Annotated in this window: 19 protein-coding genes; 7 read left to right on the top strand and 12 right to left on the bottom strand. The window is 62.0% G+C overall.

Annotation, left to right across the window (positions count from 1 at the left end):
* Positions 1 to 2: 2 nt before the first annotated feature.
* Positions 3 to 725, bottom strand: a complete 723-nt coding sequence (locus CWB41_RS13310) for a dienelactone hydrolase family protein (RefSeq protein ID WP_245441052.1) — start codon at positions 723 to 725, stop codon at positions 3 to 5.
* 234 nt (positions 726 to 959) lie between these two features.
* Positions 960 to 1748: a SphA family protein gene (locus CWB41_RS13305; protein WP_342633315.1), complete on the bottom strand. Its 789-nt coding sequence runs from the start codon at positions 1746 to 1748 to the stop codon at positions 960 to 962.
* Here CWB41_RS13305 and CWB41_RS16520 point away from each other — a divergent pair.
* Positions 1731 to 2018, top strand: coding sequence for a hypothetical protein (locus CWB41_RS16520; RefSeq protein ID WP_342633316.1), 288 nt, complete (start codon positions 1731 to 1733; stop codon positions 2016 to 2018). The two genes, CWB41_RS13305 and CWB41_RS16520, sit on opposite strands and share 18 nt — an antisense overlap.
* Before the next feature lie 231 nt (positions 2019 to 2249).
* On the opposite strand, the gene der is transcribed toward CWB41_RS16520, so the two are convergent.
* The gene (gene der, locus CWB41_RS13300; protein ID WP_115837460.1) at positions 2250 to 3650 is read right to left on the bottom strand and encodes a ribosome biogenesis GTPase Der; all 1401 of its coding nucleotides are present in this window, start codon (positions 3648 to 3650) and stop codon (positions 2250 to 2252) included.
* 2 nt (positions 3651 to 3652) lie between these two features.
* A complete protein-coding gene (locus CWB41_RS13295) occupies positions 3653 to 4312 on the bottom strand; it encodes a tetratricopeptide repeat protein (protein ID WP_115837461.1) in 660 nt (219 codons plus the stop codon).
* A 142-nt stretch (positions 4313 to 4454) separates the two neighbouring features.
* Between CWB41_RS13295 and CWB41_RS13290 the strand changes: the two genes are divergently transcribed.
* Positions 4455 to 5255, top strand: a complete 801-nt coding sequence (locus tag CWB41_RS13290) for a DUF72 domain-containing protein (protein WP_115837462.1) — start codon at positions 4455 to 4457, stop codon at positions 5253 to 5255.
* Between the two features lie 50 nt (positions 5256 to 5305).
* Complete coding sequence (gene ada, locus CWB41_RS13285) at positions 5306 to 6367, top strand: bifunctional DNA-binding transcriptional regulator/O6-methylguanine-DNA methyltransferase Ada (RefSeq protein WP_115837463.1); 1062 nt, start codon at positions 5306 to 5308, stop codon at positions 6365 to 6367.
* Between the two features lie 18 nt (positions 6368 to 6385).
* On the opposite strand, the gene cynS is transcribed toward ada, so the two are convergent.
* From cynS to CWB41_RS13270, 3 genes are all read right to left on the bottom strand, one after another.
* Complete coding sequence (gene cynS, locus CWB41_RS13280) at positions 6386 to 6868, bottom strand: cyanase (protein WP_115837464.1); 483 nt, start codon at positions 6866 to 6868, stop codon at positions 6386 to 6388.
* The gene (locus CWB41_RS13275; RefSeq protein WP_115837465.1) at positions 6865 to 7476 is read right to left on the bottom strand and encodes a TetR/AcrR family transcriptional regulator; all 612 of its coding nucleotides are present in this window, start codon (positions 7474 to 7476) and stop codon (positions 6865 to 6867) included. The genes cynS and CWB41_RS13275 overlap by 4 nt, the downstream gene beginning before the upstream one ends.
* 67 nt (positions 7477 to 7543) lie before the next feature.
* Entirely contained in the window at positions 7544 to 8293 is a 750-nt protein-coding gene (locus tag CWB41_RS13270) for an SDR family NAD(P)-dependent oxidoreductase (protein ID WP_115837466.1), read from the bottom strand.
* 95 nt (positions 8294 to 8388) lie between these two features.
* Between CWB41_RS13270 and CWB41_RS13265 the strand changes: the two genes are divergently transcribed.
* Entirely contained in the window at positions 8389 to 9303 is a 915-nt protein-coding gene (locus tag CWB41_RS13265) for a LysR family transcriptional regulator (RefSeq protein ID WP_115837467.1), read from the top strand.
* 21 nt (positions 9304 to 9324) lie between these two features.
* On the opposite strand, the gene CWB41_RS13260 is transcribed toward CWB41_RS13265, so the two are convergent.
* On the bottom strand, positions 9325 to 9525 hold the full coding sequence (locus CWB41_RS13260) for a hypothetical protein (protein ID WP_115837468.1): 201 nt from the start codon (positions 9523 to 9525) through the stop codon (positions 9325 to 9327).
* Between the two features lie 94 nt (positions 9526 to 9619).
* Here CWB41_RS13260 and CWB41_RS13255 point away from each other — a divergent pair, with 94 nt between their 5' ends.
* A complete protein-coding gene (locus CWB41_RS13255) occupies positions 9620 to 10609 on the top strand; it encodes a helix-turn-helix transcriptional regulator (protein WP_115837613.1) in 990 nt (329 codons plus the stop codon).
* On the opposite strand, the gene CWB41_RS13250 is transcribed toward CWB41_RS13255, so the two are convergent.
* Positions 10604 to 11098 carry a DUF302 domain-containing protein gene (locus CWB41_RS13250; RefSeq protein WP_115837469.1) on the bottom strand — a complete coding sequence of 165 codons (495 nt, stop codon included), beginning with the start codon at positions 11096 to 11098 and terminating at the stop codon, positions 10604 to 10606. The two genes, CWB41_RS13255 and CWB41_RS13250, sit on opposite strands and share 6 nt — an antisense overlap.
* Positions 11099 to 11160: 62 nt before the next feature.
* Entirely contained in the window at positions 11161 to 11517 is a 357-nt protein-coding gene (locus tag CWB41_RS13245) for an ArsC family reductase (RefSeq protein WP_115837470.1), read from the bottom strand.
* A 62-nt stretch (positions 11518 to 11579) separates the two neighbouring features.
* Here CWB41_RS13245 and CWB41_RS13240 point away from each other — a divergent pair, with 62 nt between their 5' ends.
* Positions 11580 to 11954: a DUF427 domain-containing protein gene (locus CWB41_RS13240; RefSeq protein WP_115837471.1), complete on the top strand. Its 375-nt coding sequence runs from the start codon at positions 11580 to 11582 to the stop codon at positions 11952 to 11954.
* Positions 11955 to 11966: 12 nt separating this feature from the next.
* On the opposite strand, the gene CWB41_RS13235 is transcribed toward CWB41_RS13240, so the two are convergent.
* On the bottom strand, positions 11967 to 13565 hold the full coding sequence (locus CWB41_RS13235) for an oleate hydratase (protein WP_115837615.1): 1599 nt from the start codon (positions 13563 to 13565) through the stop codon (positions 11967 to 11969).
* A 195-nt stretch (positions 13566 to 13760) separates the two neighbouring features.
* On the opposite strand from CWB41_RS13235, the gene CWB41_RS13230 reads away from it, so the two are divergent.
* Entirely contained in the window at positions 13761 to 15386 is a 1626-nt protein-coding gene (locus tag CWB41_RS13230) for an FAD-dependent oxidoreductase (RefSeq protein WP_115837472.1), read from the top strand.
* A gap of 9 nt (positions 15387 to 15395) precedes the next feature.
* Here CWB41_RS13230 and CWB41_RS13225 read toward each other — a convergent pair whose 3' ends face one another.
* Complete coding sequence (locus CWB41_RS13225; RefSeq protein ID WP_165204347.1) at positions 15396 to 16439, bottom strand: NAD-dependent epimerase/dehydratase family protein; 1044 nt, start codon at positions 16437 to 16439, stop codon at positions 15396 to 15398.
* Positions 16440 to 16525 lie beyond the last annotated feature (86 nt).

Below are 16525 nucleotides of genomic sequence, written 5' to 3'. Positions count from 1 at the left end.
TCTTACGGGGTGCGCGCAAGAAAGCTTTCGACTTGCGTGCTCCATGCAGCGGCACTCTCCGGATATTCGACAAAGAAATGTCCCTCATCGCGCTGCGGAGGCAGCAGGTCATATTCGGCCTTACCACCTGCCGCGCGCCAGGCATCGGCCATCTGCCGCGAGAGCGCCGGGCTGAAATAACTGTCGTTACCGGCATAAAGCCACAGGCTCGGCACGCGCGCGCTGGCGCCGAAATGCGCCGCAGCCGCGACCAGCTTCTCCGACGCGCAGTTGACACCCGGGCGATTGCCGGCATGGCCGCCACGGCCACCAGAGAAATTGACGATCGCGCGCACGCCCGGCGGATTCTCGCTGGCGAGCGCCAGGGCTCCCCAACCTCCGGCGGATTGGCCGACGATGACCGCCCCCTCCTTCCGCACGAAAGACTGCGCCCACATATAGCTCAGCGCCGCATCGAGCGCCTCCGCCGTCGCCAGGCCCGATTCGATATAGACCGGATTGACGCAGCCGAACTGATCCTCGCGATAAGGCCCGCCGGTTGGCGCTTGGCCGGGGCGCACGGGTAGGACAACGGCATAGCCGTGCCGCACGAACCATAAAGCGAGCTGCCGGTATTTCGGCGCTGGATCGTCGTTCCGCGCGGCCGCATCCTGCGACGATGCATGGGCGATGACAGCAAGCGGGAATGGCCCGGCGCCATCGGGCCTCCAAAGCGTCGCCGCCATTGTCACGCCGGCGGCAGGATCGGGAATGAGCCAACGCTGCTCATGCGCTGGCCCTTGGGGGGCGCCTTGCGCGCCGGGCTTCGGCTCGGGCCATGACGGATCGAGGGCGGGTGACGCGCAGCCAGCGGCGAGGAAACAGACGGCAAATATAACGCAGCGGCAGGTATCAGGCCGGAGAGATCCCATGCACAAGTTGTAGCTCTCCGGCAGGCTCGCGTCAGCCAATTCACGAGCCTAATCCTTCGTCGCCTGTCTTGGCGGTGCGGGCGTGAGCGCGAAGGTCAGCCAGACATTGGCGCCCGAGGGGCGGTTCTCCGCACCGAATTCCCCATACGCTTTGAGGTTCACGTAGCCCAGCAAGCTTTCCGAGACCGGAAAACTGTATCCGATTTGCGGCCCGGCGCTGAAGACCTGCGACTGGAAACAGCCGACGCGATCGCCGGAACCGCCGTCGCAGCCGATTTCGCGATAGACATAGCCGACGACGCCGACCAGCAATTGCTTGGTAAGGAACTGCGAGGCGGCCCAATCGAGATGGAAATCGACGCCATTTTGATATTGCGTATAGCGATTCAGGAAATTGTAGGTGAAGCCCGCGACCGCGGAAAACTCGTGTCCGGTTTCGGGGTTCAAATAAGTATAGCCGGCACCGGAATCGATCGCTCCGTGGCCGGTCCCGAGATTCGCCAGATCGCGGGAATTATAGGTTCCGACAGGAATGTCGCCTGTCGCATAGGTCATGAAATTGTTGACGCCCTGGTTCCAGCGTATCGCCGCCTGCGGATATAAATCGCCAAATCCCACGGTCGATTGGTTCAAGCTCACGGACCGCGAAAACGGCAACGAACCGATGGGCGGCGGCAATGTCACGACGCCATCCACGCGTCCGTTCAAGGACGTGTCGTTGTAGCCGGGAAATGCCAACAAGCCGACTGATGCCAGACCGCCAAAGATGGGCGTGCCAAAGGTATATGTCGCGTTGATCAGGCCGAGGTCGACGGTCGCGTGAACATTGGCGCTCACATTGCCTTTAAAGCTTACCGGGACGTCGCCGATGCTGAATTCTCGCGCCCGAGCGACGGAAGCGCCGGCCGACAGCGTATCGAAGTAATTGATCGTCGCGAGCGAAAATCCGGGCTGCTGCGGCACGGCAGCAAGGCTACCAAAAAGGCCAGGAAGCCAAAAGCTTATGCCGTTTTCGTCGGCATGCGCGACATTCGGGGCAATGGCGCTGACGAGCAGCGCTGCGATCGTGAATTTACGGTGCGCTCTTCTTTCGCGCGCTGGAAATAACTTCGCCTGGATAGCCTGATGATTCCCGATCATTGGCACCCCCGGTTATTTTTATTTATTGCTCAAAATGGCTGGATCGAAACGCTCCGCGAACTCATTCCCGACACGACAGGCTAGCACCAAATCGGAATCGCAAGGACTGACGGCGGCAACGATTCCTCCAATGTGTCACCGGGGACACAAAGCGACCGTAACACTCCAGATATCAGGAGTGTGCGCAAGGCGCCGAAGCTATTTCCGGCGTTTGCCGTCGTAAGGGTTTTCGTTGGTGCGGGTCGAGAGCCGGATCGGCACGCCCTTAAGATCGAAGGTCTCGCGGATGCCATTCGTGAGGAAGCGCTTGTAGCTCTCCGGCAGGCTCGCGAGCTGATTGCCAAAGATGATGAAGTAAGGCGGCCGGGCGCGCTGCTGGGTAATGTAGCGGATCTTAATGCGCCGGCCGGAGACCGCCGGTGGCGGGTTGGCCTCAAGCGCGGCAGCAAGCCAGCGGTTGAGCCGGCCGGTCGAAACGCGCTTGTTCCAGGTCACATGCACGGCGAAGACCGCCGCCATCAGCGCATCGATCCCCTCGCCCGTCGCGCCCGAGACCGGCACGACCGCGGTGCCTTTCAATTGCGGCAGCAGCCGCGAGGCCTCCTCACGCAATTCCTTCAGGCGTCCAGCGCGATCCTGCACCAGATCCCATTTGCTGACGCCGATGACCAGCGCGCGGCCCTCGCGGGCGATAAGGTCCGCGAGCGTCAAATCTTGCTTTTCGAGTGGCGCGGCGGCGTCGATCAGCAACACGACGACTTCGGCGAATTTGGCAGCGCGCAAGGCGTCGGCACCCGCGAGCTTCTCCAGTTTCTCATCGACGCGCGCGCGCTTGCGCAGCCCGGCGGTGTCGAACATCTTCAGCTTGCGGTTGCGCCATTCGAGATCGACGCCGATGGAATCGCGTGTGATCCCCGCCTCCGGGCCGGTGAGCAGGCGTTCCTCGCCCAATATGCGATTGAGCAGAGTCGATTTGCCGGCGTTTGGTCGGCCGATAATGGCAACGCGCAGCGGCTTTGTCGGATCAAGTTCGGAGCCGTCTTCTTCGTCGTCGAGCGCCAGCGTGACGGCGGTTTCTTCTGCTTCTTCCTCAACTAGCTCCGTTGCTTCCGGCAAAGCTTCGCGCAGGGCTGAATAGAGATCGCTCAGGCCATCGCCATGTTCCGCGGATAGTCCGACCGGGTCGCCGAAACCGAGATCGAAGGCCTCCTGCGCGCCGGCGGTCCCTGCCCGGCCTTCCGCCTTGTTGGCGATGAGGATCAGCGGCTTGTCGGCGCGGCGCAGCAGGCTGGCAAAGGCGCGGTCGTCGGGCATGATTCCGGCGCGGGCGTCGATCATGAAGAATATGGCGTCGGCCTCGGCGATGGCGGCCTCGGTCTGTGCCCGCATCCGCCCCGCGAGCGTCGCCGGCGCGCCGGTTTCGAGTCCAGCGGTGTCGATGATCGTGAAGGTGAGATCGCCGAGATGCGCCGTCCCGGCGCGGCGGTCGCGCGTCACGCCCGGCAGATCATCGACCAAGGCGAGCTTCTTGCCGACAAGCCGGTTGAACAGGGTCGATTTGCCGACGTTCGGCCGGCCGACGATGGCGATTTTGAACATCGCTATTTGGCCGGCACAGCGCCCGCTTGGACGATGGTGAGAAAGGCATCGGCGCGGGCGCGTAAGGCTGCCGGCGAGGCGGGATCGGCGGCGGCCTGTTCAAACCAATGCGCCGCACCATTGAAATCGCCGTCCCGCGTATCGGCAAGAGCGATCAACTCGCGGAAGGCATTGCGATAAGGCGAATCCGGTCCCGCATAGGCAGCGTAGTGCTGCGCGAATTGCTTGGGCGTCTCAAGGTCGACATTGAGATAGGCGCCGCGCAGACGGGCCACATCCTGATAAGCGGGGTCGATTGCCGGATCGGCGGCGATCCGCTCGTAGGCTGCGGCGGCCGCCTTCGGGTCCTTGGCGGATTGCGCATCCGCCGCCGCGAGGCGGGCCAGTGTCGCATAGCCCTTGGGGGCATCGTTCGCGACGGCGCTGAAGGCCGCCGCGGCCTCGGCATTCTTGTCTGCCTTGGCGAGATCGAGCGCGGCCTGATAACGCGCGCCAGCAGCTTCCGCAGCCGAGAGCTGGAAATGATCGTAGATCCGCCAGCCGGCCGTCCCGGCAACGATCAGCACGGCGGCTCCGATGATCCAGTTCTGGTATTGTTTCCAGATCTGGACGAGCTGGTCGCGGCGGACGTCTTCATTAACTTCGCGGAAAAAATCAGCCATTTATCGTCTCTTGTAGGCTTGCGGCCCCGTGAGCTAGCACGGCTTCGCCCGAAAGGCGACCCTCGCCGGACTTTGGCGCGGCGAAGCCCCTGCCCTATCTTCTACAGGGCGCGCGGCATCCCGCGAAACGCACGGAGGCGACATGGCCGGAAAATCCCGCATTTTCATCGGCGTCGGCGGCTGGACCTATGAGCCCTGGCGCGGCGGCTTTTACCCCGCCGGCCTGCCGCAGAAGCGCGAACTGGAATATATGAGCCGGGCGCTGACTTCGATCGAAATCAACGGCACTTATTACGGCTCACAGAAGCCGGAGAGCTTCCGCAAATGGTACGAAGAAACGCCGCCGGATTTCGTTTTTTCGCTGAAGGGGCCGCGTTTCACCACCAATCGCCGCGTCCTGGCCGAGGCCGGGGAGTCGATCGCGCGGTTCTTCGCCAGCGGCGTCGCCGAACTCAAAGAGAAGCTCGGCCCGATCAACTGGCAATTCATGGCGACGAAGAAATTCGACGCTGCGGACTTCGGCAAATTTCTCGCCTTACTACCGAAGGAGATCGGCGGCCGCCACATTCGCCATGCCGTCGAAGTGCGGCATGAGAGCTTCCGCACGCCGGACTTCGTGGCGCTGGCACGGGAGCATGACGTCGCCATCGTCGTCGCCGGCGACTCGGAATTTCCCCAGATCGCCGATGTCACTGCGGATTTCGTCTATCTGCGGATCATGGGGACGCAGGAAAAGCCGAAGGCCGGATATGCGGCCAAGGCCCTCGATGCCTGGGCCGAGCGTGCCCGGCTTTTCGCGGCCGGCGGCATCCCCAAGGATTTGGAGACGCTCGCGCCGCTGCCGGCGAAAGCGCCGCGCGATGTCTTTCTCTATGTCATCAGCGGCTTCAAGGAGAACAATCCGCGCGCGGCGCAGGCGCTGATCGAGCGGATCGGAGTTTGAAAGCAAGAGCCGGAGCGCGCTTCTGCGCGTCGCCGTGGTAAGTTGTGAATATGGACACGATCACACAAACTCTTTCATCCAACGATCCGCGCTGGGCCGCCGTTGTTGCGCGCGACAACGCGCACGATGGAAGCTTCGTCTTCGCAGTGACGACCACCGGCATCTATTGCCGCCCCTCATGCCCCGCGCGGCGGCCGCTGGCGCAAAATGTGCGCTTCTTCGCGAGCTGTGCCGAGGCCGAAAAAGCGGGCTTTCGCGCCTGCCTGCGCTGCCGCCCGCGCGACGTCTCGCCCGGCGCACGGCAGAACGAGATGATCGCCGCGGCCTGCCGCACGCTGGAGGCCGACACACCGCCTCCGCTCGAAGCTCTTGCTGCGAAGGCGGGCCTTAGCCGCTTTCACTTCCATCGTCTTTTCAAGGCCGTCACGGGTGTCACGCCTATGGCCTATGCGAAAGAGCGGCGCGCCGCCCGGTTGCGACAGGAACTCGCTGGCGCTTCAAGCGTGACAGACGCCATCTATGCCGCCGGCTTCGGCTCGAATTCGCGCTTCTATGAAAGGTCCGACACCATGCTCGGTATGAAACCGGCGGCGTTCCGCGACGGCGGCAACGCGGCCGATATCGTCTATGCGATCGGCGCTTGTTCTCTGGGTCTCGTTCTCGTCGCGCGCAGTGAGAAAGGCATTTGCGCGATCATGCTCGGCGACGATGCGTCAGTCCTTGCGCAAGAGATCAAGACGCGATTTTCCAAGGCGCGGTCGATCGAGGCCAATGCCGAACTTTCCGATGTGCTGGCAAAGGTCGTCGCACTTGTCGAAGCGCCCGCGCGTGATTTCGATTTGCCGCTTGATATTCGCGGCACACTCTTTCAGCAGAAGGTCTGGGCGGCGCTGCGAGCTATTCCGCCCGGCGAGACCGCGACTTATACCGAGATCGCCCGGCGCATTGGCGCGCCGAGCGCGACGCGCGCCGTTGCAGGGGCCTGCGCCGCCAACAAGATCGCGGTCGCAATCCCATGCCATCGCGTCTTACGCAGCGACGGCAACCTCTCCGGCTATCGCTGGGGTCCGGCCCGCAAGCGTGCCCTGCTCGACAAGGAGCGCAAGAGCTGATTACGCGGCGATGCGAAACTATTCTTCCTTGTAGCCTAGCGCCTGGTTGTTGCCGGTCGCGCCGTAATATTTGTAGGGCAGGAACTTGCCGGACATCGTGAACTTGACGCGGTCGCCCTTCGGGTCGGGCAGCCGCTCGATCTCAAGATCGAAATCGATCGCCGACATAATGCCGTCGCCGAACTCCTCCTCAATCAGCGCTTTCCATGCCGGGCCGTTGACCATGACGAGCTCATAGAAGCGATAGATCAAGGGATCGGTTGGCGGCATGGGCGTTCCGCGCAACGGCACTTCGTTGAGCAGGCGCTTTTCGCTTTCGCTGAGGCCGAAGAGCGCCGCCGCCTTTTCGCATTGCGGCTTCGTCAGTTTCATCTGACCGAGCAGCGCGCCGACAATCAGTACGTCGGACATGCCGCCGATCTCGCCGATAATATATTTCCAGTTCCAGCCTTTCTCGCGCTTGATATCGAGGATTTTCTCGGTGAGATCGCTGCGTTTCATGAGGCGCCTTTCTTACGGGTACGTGACGAGTTGCGCTTGGGAACAGAAAGATCGGGGACAGAAAGATCACGCGCGAGTCGTGTCAAGGCGCGGGCGAAGACCTTCTCGTCATTCAAGGCCCGAGCCAAGACCAGCGCGCCCTGGATGCCGAGGACGGCAGCCTCCGCCTCAGCCGCGGCCTTATCCGGTACGACTCCGGCGCTCCGCAGCGCACCGGCTAAGGCAGAAACCCAACGGGCGAAATAGACGCGGATGGCGGCCGCGAATTTGTCGCGCGTCGCGTCGAGCGCGAAGGCGCCGACAAGGCAGATGCGGCGGCCGGAGCGAAAGTAAGTGCCGACCTCCTCCCACATTTTGGCGATCGCCGCGCGCGGCTCGCCGCTTTCGAGCGGCGCATAGACATTGCGCACAAACCAATCATCGACCTCGGCGAGGATCGCCGCCGCCATCTCCTCTTTGCCGCCGGGAAAGAAGTGATAGAGGCTGCCCTTGCCGAGGCCGGTGCGTTCGGTGATGCGGCTGAGCGTTGCGCCCTCATAGCCAAGCTCGCGGAAAACCTCCGCAAGCAACGGCACCACATCCGCCCTTTCGAAAACCGTTCGCGTCATCGCCCGACTGCGCTTCTGTACCGATTGGTATGTACCAGCCTGCAACTATCCGCGCAATCGGACGGGATCAGCGCAGGCCGCCGGAGGCCGTGATAATGTCGCCGGTGATCCAGCCCGATTGCTCAGAGGCCAGGAAGACTGCGACCTTGGCGATGTCGTCCGGTGTAGCGACGCGGCCGAGCGGCGTCTGCGAAAGGGCATAGGCTTCAAAGCCCTTCGAGACGTCGCCCATCGCCTCGAAACCTTCCGTCACCGTCACGCCGGGCGCGATCGCATTGACCCGGATCTTCTTCGGACCGAGTTCGGCGGCGAGAACGCGGGTGATCGAGTCGATGGCGGCCTTGGTCGCGGAATAGACGACGGAGGTGGGAATGGCGTTCCTGCCGGCAACCGAGGTGATGTTGATGACGCTGCCGCCATCCGCGCCGAAGTGCTTCACCGCCGCCTGCGTGGCGAGGATGATGCCGAGAACGTTGATATCGAACTCGCGATGAAATTCCTCTTCGGTCACATCTTCCAGCGGCGCGAAACGAAATACGCCGGCATTATTGACCAGAATATCGAGCCGGCCGAAGCTGGCGAGCGTTGCATCGACAAGCTTCTTGACGTCAGCCTTTTTCGCGACATCGCCGTGGACGGCGATGGCCTTGCCGCCCTTGGCTGTTATCTCGGCGACGACCTTGTCCGCGCCTTCGCGGCTCGAAGCATAATTCACCGCGACCGCCGCCCCCGCAGCCGCAAGATGTTTGGCAATGCCCGCGCCGATGCCCTTCGAGGCGCCCGTGACGATCGCGACTTTGCCCGTGAGTTCGCTCATTTACCCCATCTCCTGTTTCTAAGGTGGGTTGAACGTGGCTATTCGCTAGAACGGGGGTAGCGCGGCGCGATAACTAGGATATATTTGTTTTTCAAATGAGTGATCGACTTTTCGCCCTACGCCTTTTCACCCGCGTCGCGCGGAGCGGCAGCTTTTCCCGCGCCGGGCGGGAGTTCCAACTGTCGCAACCCTCCGCCTCGCGCATCGTCGCCAATCTCGAACGCGAGGTCGGCGCTGCGCTTTTCATTCGCACCACGCGCGCCGTGACATTGACGGAAGCGGGCGGCGAATATTTGGCGCGGATCGAGCCCCTCCTCGCGGAGCTGGAAGAGGCGGACCATGCGGCCCGCGGCACCGGCGAAATTCGTGGCGTTTTGCGCGTCGGTCTCTCATCGAGCTTCGCGGTTCGCGAGGTGATTCCGCGTCTGCTGGCCTTTCTGGCCTGCCATAAGGCTTTGCGCATCGATCTCCTGATGAACGATCAGCGTCAGGATTTGCTCGGCGAGGGCGTGGATGTGGCGCTGCGCTTCGGCCCGCTTCCCGACACCAGCGCGACCGCGCGGAAGATCGGCGTGGTTGAACGCCTGCTCGCCGCCTCGCCCGCCTATCTCGAAAAGGCGGGTGCGCCGAAGCTGCCCGCCGATCTTGCCGATCATGCGATCATCCTTGGGCCCGCCGGGCTCGATCCCAGTGCCTGGACGTTTCGCCGCGACAATCATGTCATCACCGCCCGCGTCGAAGGCCGGCTGACGATCTCCGCCAACGAGGGCGCGATCGCCGCCGCTGTCGCCGGGCTTGGCATCGTCTCGACCGGCCGCTGGGGTTGCCTTGCGGAGATGAGAAGCGGTGCTCTCGTGCAAGTCCTGCCCGACTGGCAGATGGAGAAGGCGGAAGTTCATGCCGTCTTCCCCGCCGGCCGCGCCGCGAAGCCTGCGGCGCGCGCCTTCGCCGATTATCTTGGCCGTGAGATGGGCAAGTATCCCGCCGCAGACACGGCCTGCAGCATGTAGAGCCGTGACGGCTCGTCCCGGCTAGTGTGCCGTCAGCGAGAGGTTGCGGATCGACAGCCCAAATCGTTCTGCCGTCGCTTTTGCCTCCATGATGGCGATATCGATGGAAGTTTTCAGTCTCATTTCCCTGATTTCGGCCGCCACGGCGCGTGCATCCTCCAGCGAATAAAGAACATCGATAATCTTGTCGTTACTCCCGATTTCATTCTGTCTCTGGTCCATTGCCCCTCACATTACTCAACACGTAGGTCATCGCCCAGATGACCGGCAGGACGGAACTTGCTAGGCTGCTACGTCAAAATCGGACGTGATGAAAATGCGATACGACAAGACGCGGCAAATTCTCGAACTCGCCCGCGCGCTCGCGGGCAGCGCCGAAGGTCTGACTCTCGACGAGATGTGCGAGGTCAGCGGTCTCGAGCGCCGGACGGTCGAACGCATGCGCGATACGATCCGCGACGTCTTTCCGCAGATGGAAGAAATTCCCGATCATCCGAAGAAGCGCTTCCGGATTCCGCATGGGCTGGACGGGTTCTTCCAGGACCCGACGACCGGCGAATTGAGCGATCTTGGCATCGCCGTCGCGGAACTGCGCGAGAGCGGCGCTACGGCGCGCGCGGAATCCCTGGCCTCGCTCGGGCACAAAGTCCGCGCCGCCATGCGCCGCGGGCGGCGGCGCATCACCGAAACCGATGTCGAAGCCCTGCTCCGCGCCGAACGCATCGCGGTTCAGGCGGGGCCGAGGCCTGCCGAAGATCCGGCGCTGCTTGAAATCTTGCGCAAGGCGCTGCTTGAGATGAAGATGCTGCGCTTCGTCTACAAGGGCGGTTCAAAACGCCGGATCGCGCGGGAGATCGTGCCTTACGGAATTATCTTTGGCCGGATGAACTATCTCATCGGCGCGGAAGCCGGAACGACGAAGCCGAAAAGCTGGCGCCTCGATCGTATCGAGGACCTCGAATGTCTCGAAAAGGGGGCGCCGCCGCCGGATGATTTCGACCTGGCGAAGTTCGCCAATACGCCGTTCGGCTTTTTTGAAGGCGAACCGGAAAATGTCGTGCTGCGTATTCTGCCGGACGGCATGGACGAATTTAAAAATTATCGCTTCCATTCGAGCCAGACCGTTGAGCCTTTACCCGACGGCGGCGCGCTCGTCCGCTTCCGCGCCAGCGGCATGTTGGAACTTGCTTGGCATCTCTTTTCGTGGGGCGACAAAATCGAAATCATCGAACCGACGACGCTTCGTGATACTCTCATGGACGAACTCAAGCAGACGCTCGCGCATCACAAGTCGCACGCCTCATAATTTCGTTACGTGCTGCACCAGCGCCGCAAGCTTCGTATCGAGCTTTTCCGCGGCGGCCGTAACCCCGGCATTGTGCAACTGGCTCATGAGCGAGGACGGCAGATCGTAGCCGAGCCGCACCTCTCCCGCTTTCGTCTCGTAGATGATGAGCCGAACGGGCACGTTGAGCCCGGCGCGGATATCATGCCTGAGCATCGTCTCCGCAATCAGCGGGTTGCCGAGGATGTAGAGCCGGCATTTCGCGTGAATTCCATAAAGACCGAGCCAGCCGCCGTGATCGAAGAGCTGAAAGCGCATGAACCCGGAGGTGCTTTCATAGGCGTGAATGCGCTTCGCAAAATCCTTCGCATCGACGGACGCGCTCGCCTCCTTTGCAAAGGTGGCGCCATCAAGGTAGCCCGTCGCCGCCTCGAATCTTTCAATTGTCGCGGCAAAAGGATGCGCGGAAATGGAGTCTACGTGCTGGGTGGTGAAGCTTTCGCTGGTCATGATGCGCCTCGCGGTTCTTGAAGCGCATTATATGTGCATATACGTCTAAATCATGAACCCGTTCAGCTTTTGGCGATCCCTGCCCCTTCATAAATCTCGGGCTGGAAGCCGATCAGTATCTTGCCGCCGAATTCGAGCACGGGACGTTTGATCGATGAAGGATGCGCGAGCATCAACGTGATCGCCTTTTGCGCATCAAGCCCCGTCTTGTCGGCGTCGGGCAATTTGCGGAACGTCGTACCGGCCCGGTTGAGCACCGTTTCCCAGCCTGCCGTCTTGATCCATTTTTCGAGATGCGCGCGATCGATGCCCGCACTCTTGTAATCATGGAAGACATAGGCGATGCCGTGCGCGTCCAGCCACGCACGCGCCTTCTTCATTGTGTCGCAGTTCTTGATACCGTAGATCGTGATGCTCATCTTTCGTCCATTCGCCTCGCAGCGGGACAATCCTACCCGCCAATCGACCCGGAAGTGAAGCCATGACGAAACCGTTCCTTACCCCCGGCCCCGATCACCCGATCACGATCGTCAAGCATCCGCGTCGCGTTGTGGTCTCGTTCGGCGGCGAGATCATTGCGGACACGCGCGAAGCCTTGAGCCTGAAGGAGGCATCCTATCCCGTCGTGTTTTACGTTCCGCGTAAAGATACCAAAATGACCTTGCTGCATCGGACTGAGCACACGAGCCATTGCCCCTATAAGGGCGAGGCTGCTTATTTCACGATCGCCGCCGGCGATCGCCGGTCGACAAATGCCGTCTGGACCTACGAGCGTCCGCACGCCGCTGTGGCCGAGATCGCCGGCTATCTCGCCTTTTATGCCGACAGGGTGGATGAAATCGAAGAGCGCGCCTAGGTCGGTCGGGAGCTATTGAAACGCCGCTTCCAGCGCCTTGAGGCCGACCTTCGGGTCCATCAAGCCATGATAAATTGGCGGGATTGCCTTGTCGACGCCGAACAGATGATAGGCCGCGTGCATGGCGCAATGGACGGAATATTCCACCGTGAAAACCGTATCCTCCGGCAGTTCCACGAATTGCCCGAGGAAGGCAAAATTCGCGCTGCCCGTCGGGAGCACCAGCGGCCGGTCCTCCGGAACGCGCCGGCTGAACAGCGCGGAGGCATAGGGCATCATCACGCTCGTCACATCGCTCGAGGCAAGGACCGCATCGCGTATATCATCGAAGCCGAGCTGGCCAAGCAGTTCGGTCAGGATCTCCTTGCCCGTCGCTTTCGCCATGGGCTTTTTGACGTAATCGCCGACCTCGTCGATGAAAAGACCGTACCCCCAGAGCGTGTACGTGTCCGCCGGCATAACGGGAAAATGCGGCTGATGCGGCACGACAATCGACATCAGCCAGCCGGAATCGACGAAGGTCATCAACCCGCCGGTGCCGGGCTCATTACCCGAATAGGCGATGATCCGCTTCAGCAGCAGATCGCCGTGCATGGTGAGCGTGAAGGACTCCCATTTGTTCTCGTCGATATTGCCGTCGAATGTGTTGGGACGGCCGAAATCCTTCGCCTTCTTTGCAAGCGTCTCCCACAAAGCCCAGCCGCCGTCGCGGCGGTCGCGGGTCAGTTCGGGCACTGTGTCATTGCCGCCATAAGTCGCATCGGCGGTGATCGAGCCGAGGGTCAGCATCGCAACATCGCCCGGCGCAAGCTCGATCGTCGCGGGGCCGGATTTATCGGAGATATAGAGCCGCGTCAGCAGGCGCCGCGACGGATCGGCCTCGTCGAAATCGGCATCAACGACCCTGACGCCGAAACGGACATCGACGCCCCTGTCGAGCAGCCATTTCTCTATCGGCCGGACGATGGAGTCATATTGATTGTACTTCGTGCGGCGCACGCCGGAGAGGGTATGGATGCGCGAGGATTCCTGGATGAAGCGCAGGAAATAGCGTTTCAGCTCGATAGCGCTGTGCCAGTTCTGGAAGGCGAACGTCGTTCGCCACATCTGCCAGAAATTGGTCTCGAAGAAATGATCGGAGAACAGATCGTCGATCCGCCGCGCGCCGAGGACATGCTCGGGCGTTGCGAGGATACGCAACAATTCCAGCCTGTCCTGCGTATTGAAGCCATAGACGCTGGCATCGATAATCTTGTGGTCGCGGCCGATCAGCCGCGCTTTCGAATAGGGCTTGATCCTGGTGTTGAAGTCGCGGATCTCCTGCCGCACGCTGACGTTTGCGTCTTCGAGGGACGGAATGGTTTCGAGCAGGTTCCATAGCGTTTGATAGGCTTCATCCTCCAGCATCCGGCCGCCGCGCGTGACATAGCCCTTCTGCGCCGGGGAGGGCGCGCCGTCGAGAGCGCCACCGGGGATGTGAAGTTCCTCGAGGATGTGGATATTGGGGCCAGGAACGCCTGCGTCGCGGATCAGGAACACGGCCGCAGCCATGGAGGCGATCCCACCGCCCACCAGCCAGACCTTGCTGGCCTTGGGGTCTCGTTCAGGCATGAAGCTTTTCCCTTTATTGAAATTGAGCGCGATCCATTCGGTTTGCTGATATCGACGCCCTGCCCGGCGCGCCTTGCGCTGTGTCAAACTTTACAACGTCCATTTAAGCGCTCTTTAAAAAGACATTGATTAAATTGACCGCCCGAGGCCCAAAGCGCGATCCTCGCGTGCAGCACACTGAGGCGGACTTTCCCGATGGCCGACACGCCCGGATTTGACGAGAAGAACTACGATGTCTGCATCGTCGGCGCCGGGCCTGTCGGCATTACGGCGGCGCTCGAATGTGCCGGACGCGGCCTGACTGTTGCACTCATCGACGCTGGTGACGATTCATCCGATCCGCCGGCAAGCGAGGCCTCTGCAGCCGAAATCGTCGAGCCCCACCGGCATGTTCCAATGGACATTGCTGTTCGTCGCGGATTTGGCGGGACGTCCTGGCTCTGGGGCGGTCGCTGCGTGCCCTTTGACGACATCGATTTCGAAAAGCGCGATTACATTCCCGACTCCGGCTGGCCTCTTACCCACGCGGACGTTTCGGGCTGGTATACGAGCGCCGCCGATTATCTCGACTGTGGCGCTCCAGACCTGCGCGAAAGCACCGCCGCAAGTTCCGAGCGGCGCGAATATTTTGCCCGGCAGCCCAAACGCGGCCTGGATCTGCGCGACCGCGTCGAAGCCCACCCGCTGATTGATCTCATCCTCAAGGCGCCCGTCACGGAGATCGAGATCGGGGCGGATGGCGCCGTCGTCGCGCTTCTTCTCGACGCCGATGATGCGCAGCGGCTGCGCGCGCGGTCTTATGTGCTCGCCTGCGGTGGTCTGGAGACGACGCGCCTGCTGCTCGCGACGCAACGCCGCCAGCCAAAGCTCTTTGGTGGCCCAGAGGGCGCGCTTGGACGTTATTATGCCGGACATTTCGAAGGCACGATCGCCGATGTGCTTTTCAACGATCCGGCGACGATCAAGACGTTCGACTATACTCTCGCAGATACGGGCGCCTATATGCGCCGGGTCTTGACCATTCCCGCGCCCGATCAGCGCGCCCTAAAAGTCCAGAACATCGTCTTCTGGCCCGACAACAAACCCTATCACGATCCAGCTCACCGCAGCGGCATCAAATCATTCATTTTCCTAATGGCGAGCGCGCCATTTCTCGGACCGCGGTTAATGTCCGAAGGTATCCGTCTCGGCATCGTCGGCACCGGCCCGCGGCATTATCTCGGGCATGCCCTCAATCTCCTGCGGCGCCCGCACCGCGCGGCGTTGGACATTATCGAGGTCGCACGCGATCGCTATTCATCCAAGCCGCGCCGGCCCGGCTGGCTGCCCGCAACATCCGATAACCGCTATGTGCTGCATTTCCGCAGCGAGCAACGGCCGAACCGCGACAGCACAGTCCGCCTCACAGAGGCCGAGGATGCCTATGGGATGCCGCGGCTTCGCGTCGATCTGCGCTACACCGAAGCCGACGCGCTTTCCGCACTTCGCGCGCACGAGAAGCTTGATGAATATCTCCGTGCAACGGGCATCGGCCGCGTCGAATATCAGTTCCCAAAGGAGGAACGGATCGCGCGCATATTGGGGCAGGCGAGCGACGGCTATCATCAGACCGGAACGACCCGCATGGGGCGCGACCCGGCAAAAAGCGTCGTCGGGCCGGACTGCGCGGTGCATGATGTGCGCAATCTCTATGTCGCATCCTGCAGCGTGTTTCCGACGAGCGGCCACGCCAACCCGACGCTTCTCGCAACCACCCTCGCCGCACGGCTTGCGGAACATCTCGCGCATATTCGCGCGAAGGCGGTTATCGCGGCTTCCTAGATTTCGATTTCATATCAGCTTTTCGTCACACGCCCATTGCGCCGTAAGGGCCATGCCGCGCTCCAGATCGAATGCCGGCGCGTAACCGAGTCTCTGCCGCGCCTTGTCGATCCGCGCGGCGGTCCTCGCCGCATAAAGCGCGCGCGTTCCGGGATCGGGAAGATAAAGCCCACCGCCCTCTGCCGGGCTCCTGCCCGCGAGCAGACGTTCGAGCCCGCGACGATAGCGCTGAAGCGCGGGGATGGTGCCATAACGCCTGCGCCATTCGCGATCGAATTCTGCATCGTCGAGCGCGACAACGGCCTCCTGCTCCCGTGCCATCTGTGCATAGGCGCCGTAGAAATCGCCCCATGTGACCGGCGTGGCATAGGAAACGAGGAACGCCTGACCGATCGCGGCCTCATGCTCGGACGCGAGCAAGGCGGCGCTTACCACATCGTCGACGAACACGGCGTTGCAGAGCCCCTGCCCAGAAGCCGGCAGACCGACGCGAGAGGATTTCACCTGATCGAGCAGGCGCGTCGTCCAGGCTTCGCCGCGCGGGCCGTAAACGATCGTTGGCTGCAAGATCGCGACGGGCAAGCTCTGCGCCCTGTACATCTCAAGCAGCATTTGATCGATGTGATGCTTGATCTCGGCGTATATGTCGTTCGGTCTTGCTGGTGCTTGCTCGTCGAGATCGCCGTCAGGCTGCGGCCCATAAGCCGCGATGCTGCTGAAATGGACGAAACGGCGCACCTTGTTCCGCACAGCCACCTGCGCGAGAGCGCGTGTTCCCTCGACATTGGAACGCCACTGCTCCTCGCGCCGGCCGCCGAACTGATAGGCGACGTGGAAAACAAGATCACAATCCTCGCTTGCGCGGACGAGCGACTCGGGGCTTTTAAGATCGGCCTGAACGATATCGGTGTACGATGGTGCCCAGCGGATTCGTTCCGGGGCGCCCGAAGTTGCGATCCGAACCCCGATGCCGCGCTGGAGCAGCGCCTCGACCAGACGCCGGCCGATAAAGCCGCTGCCGCCCGTCACCAGTGCCCGCTGTCCCGTTGACATGGTTCTCACCCTCATCTCGATCCGGCGGCCGCGGACGATAAAGGCGCCGGCTTAGCGCTTTATGAAACGGCGGCGGATAAACAGGT

The organism is Methylovirgula ligni (assembly GCF_004135935.1).
In the GTDB taxonomy this organism is placed as follows: domain Bacteria; phylum Pseudomonadota; class Alphaproteobacteria; order Rhizobiales; family Beijerinckiaceae; genus Methylovirgula; species Methylovirgula ligni.
This window is presented reverse-complemented; position numbering and strand designations above follow the sequence as displayed.

Coding starts and splice junctions, on each gene's coding strand:
- CWB41_RS13310 (WP_245441052.1), bottom strand. CDS start 725: ATGGCGGCGACGCTTTGGAGGCCCGATGGCGCCGGGCCATTCCCGCTT.
- der (WP_115837460.1), bottom strand. CDS start 3,650: ATGTTCAAAATCGCCATCGTCGGCCGGCCGAACGTCGGCAAATCGACC.
- CWB41_RS13295 (WP_115837461.1), bottom strand. CDS start 4,312: ATGGCTGATTTTTTCCGCGAAGTTAATGAAGACGTCCGCCGCGACCAG.
- CWB41_RS13290 (WP_115837462.1), top strand. CDS start 4,455: ATGGCCGGAAAATCCCGCATTTTCATCGGCGTCGGCGGCTGGACCTAT.
- ada (WP_115837463.1), top strand. CDS start 5,306: ATGGACACGATCACACAAACTCTTTCATCCAACGATCCGCGCTGGGCC.
- cynS (WP_115837464.1), bottom strand. CDS start 6,868: ATGAAACGCAGCGATCTCACCGAGAAAATCCTCGATATCAAGCGCGAG.
- CWB41_RS13275 (WP_115837465.1), bottom strand. CDS start 7,476: ATGACGCGAACGGTTTTCGAAAGGGCGGATGTGGTGCCGTTGCTTGCG.
- CWB41_RS13270 (WP_115837466.1), bottom strand. CDS start 8,293: ATGAGCGAACTCACGGGCAAAGTCGCGATCGTCACGGGCGCCTCGAAG.
- CWB41_RS13265 (WP_115837467.1), top strand. CDS start 8,389: ATGAGTGATCGACTTTTCGCCCTACGCCTTTTCACCCGCGTCGCGCGG.
- CWB41_RS13260 (WP_115837468.1), bottom strand. CDS start 9,525: ATGGACCAGAGACAGAATGAAATCGGGAGTAACGACAAGATTATCGAT.
- CWB41_RS13255 (WP_115837613.1), top strand. CDS start 9,620: ATGCGATACGACAAGACGCGGCAAATTCTCGAACTCGCCCGCGCGCTC.
- CWB41_RS13250 (WP_115837469.1), bottom strand. CDS start 11,098: ATGACCAGCGAAAGCTTCACCACCCAGCACGTAGACTCCATTTCCGCG.
- CWB41_RS13245 (WP_115837470.1), bottom strand. CDS start 11,517: ATGAGCATCACGATCTACGGTATCAAGAACTGCGACACAATGAAGAAG.
- CWB41_RS13240 (WP_115837471.1), top strand. CDS start 11,580: ATGACGAAACCGTTCCTTACCCCCGGCCCCGATCACCCGATCACGATC.
- CWB41_RS13235 (WP_115837615.1), bottom strand. CDS start 13,565: ATGCCTGAACGAGACCCCAAGGCCAGCAAGGTCTGGCTGGTGGGCGGT.
- CWB41_RS13230 (WP_115837472.1), top strand. CDS start 13,761: ATGGCCGACACGCCCGGATTTGACGAGAAGAACTACGATGTCTGCATC.
- CWB41_RS13225 (WP_165204347.1), bottom strand. CDS start 16,439: ATGTCAACGGGACAGCGGGCACTGGTGACGGGCGGCAGCGGCTTTATC.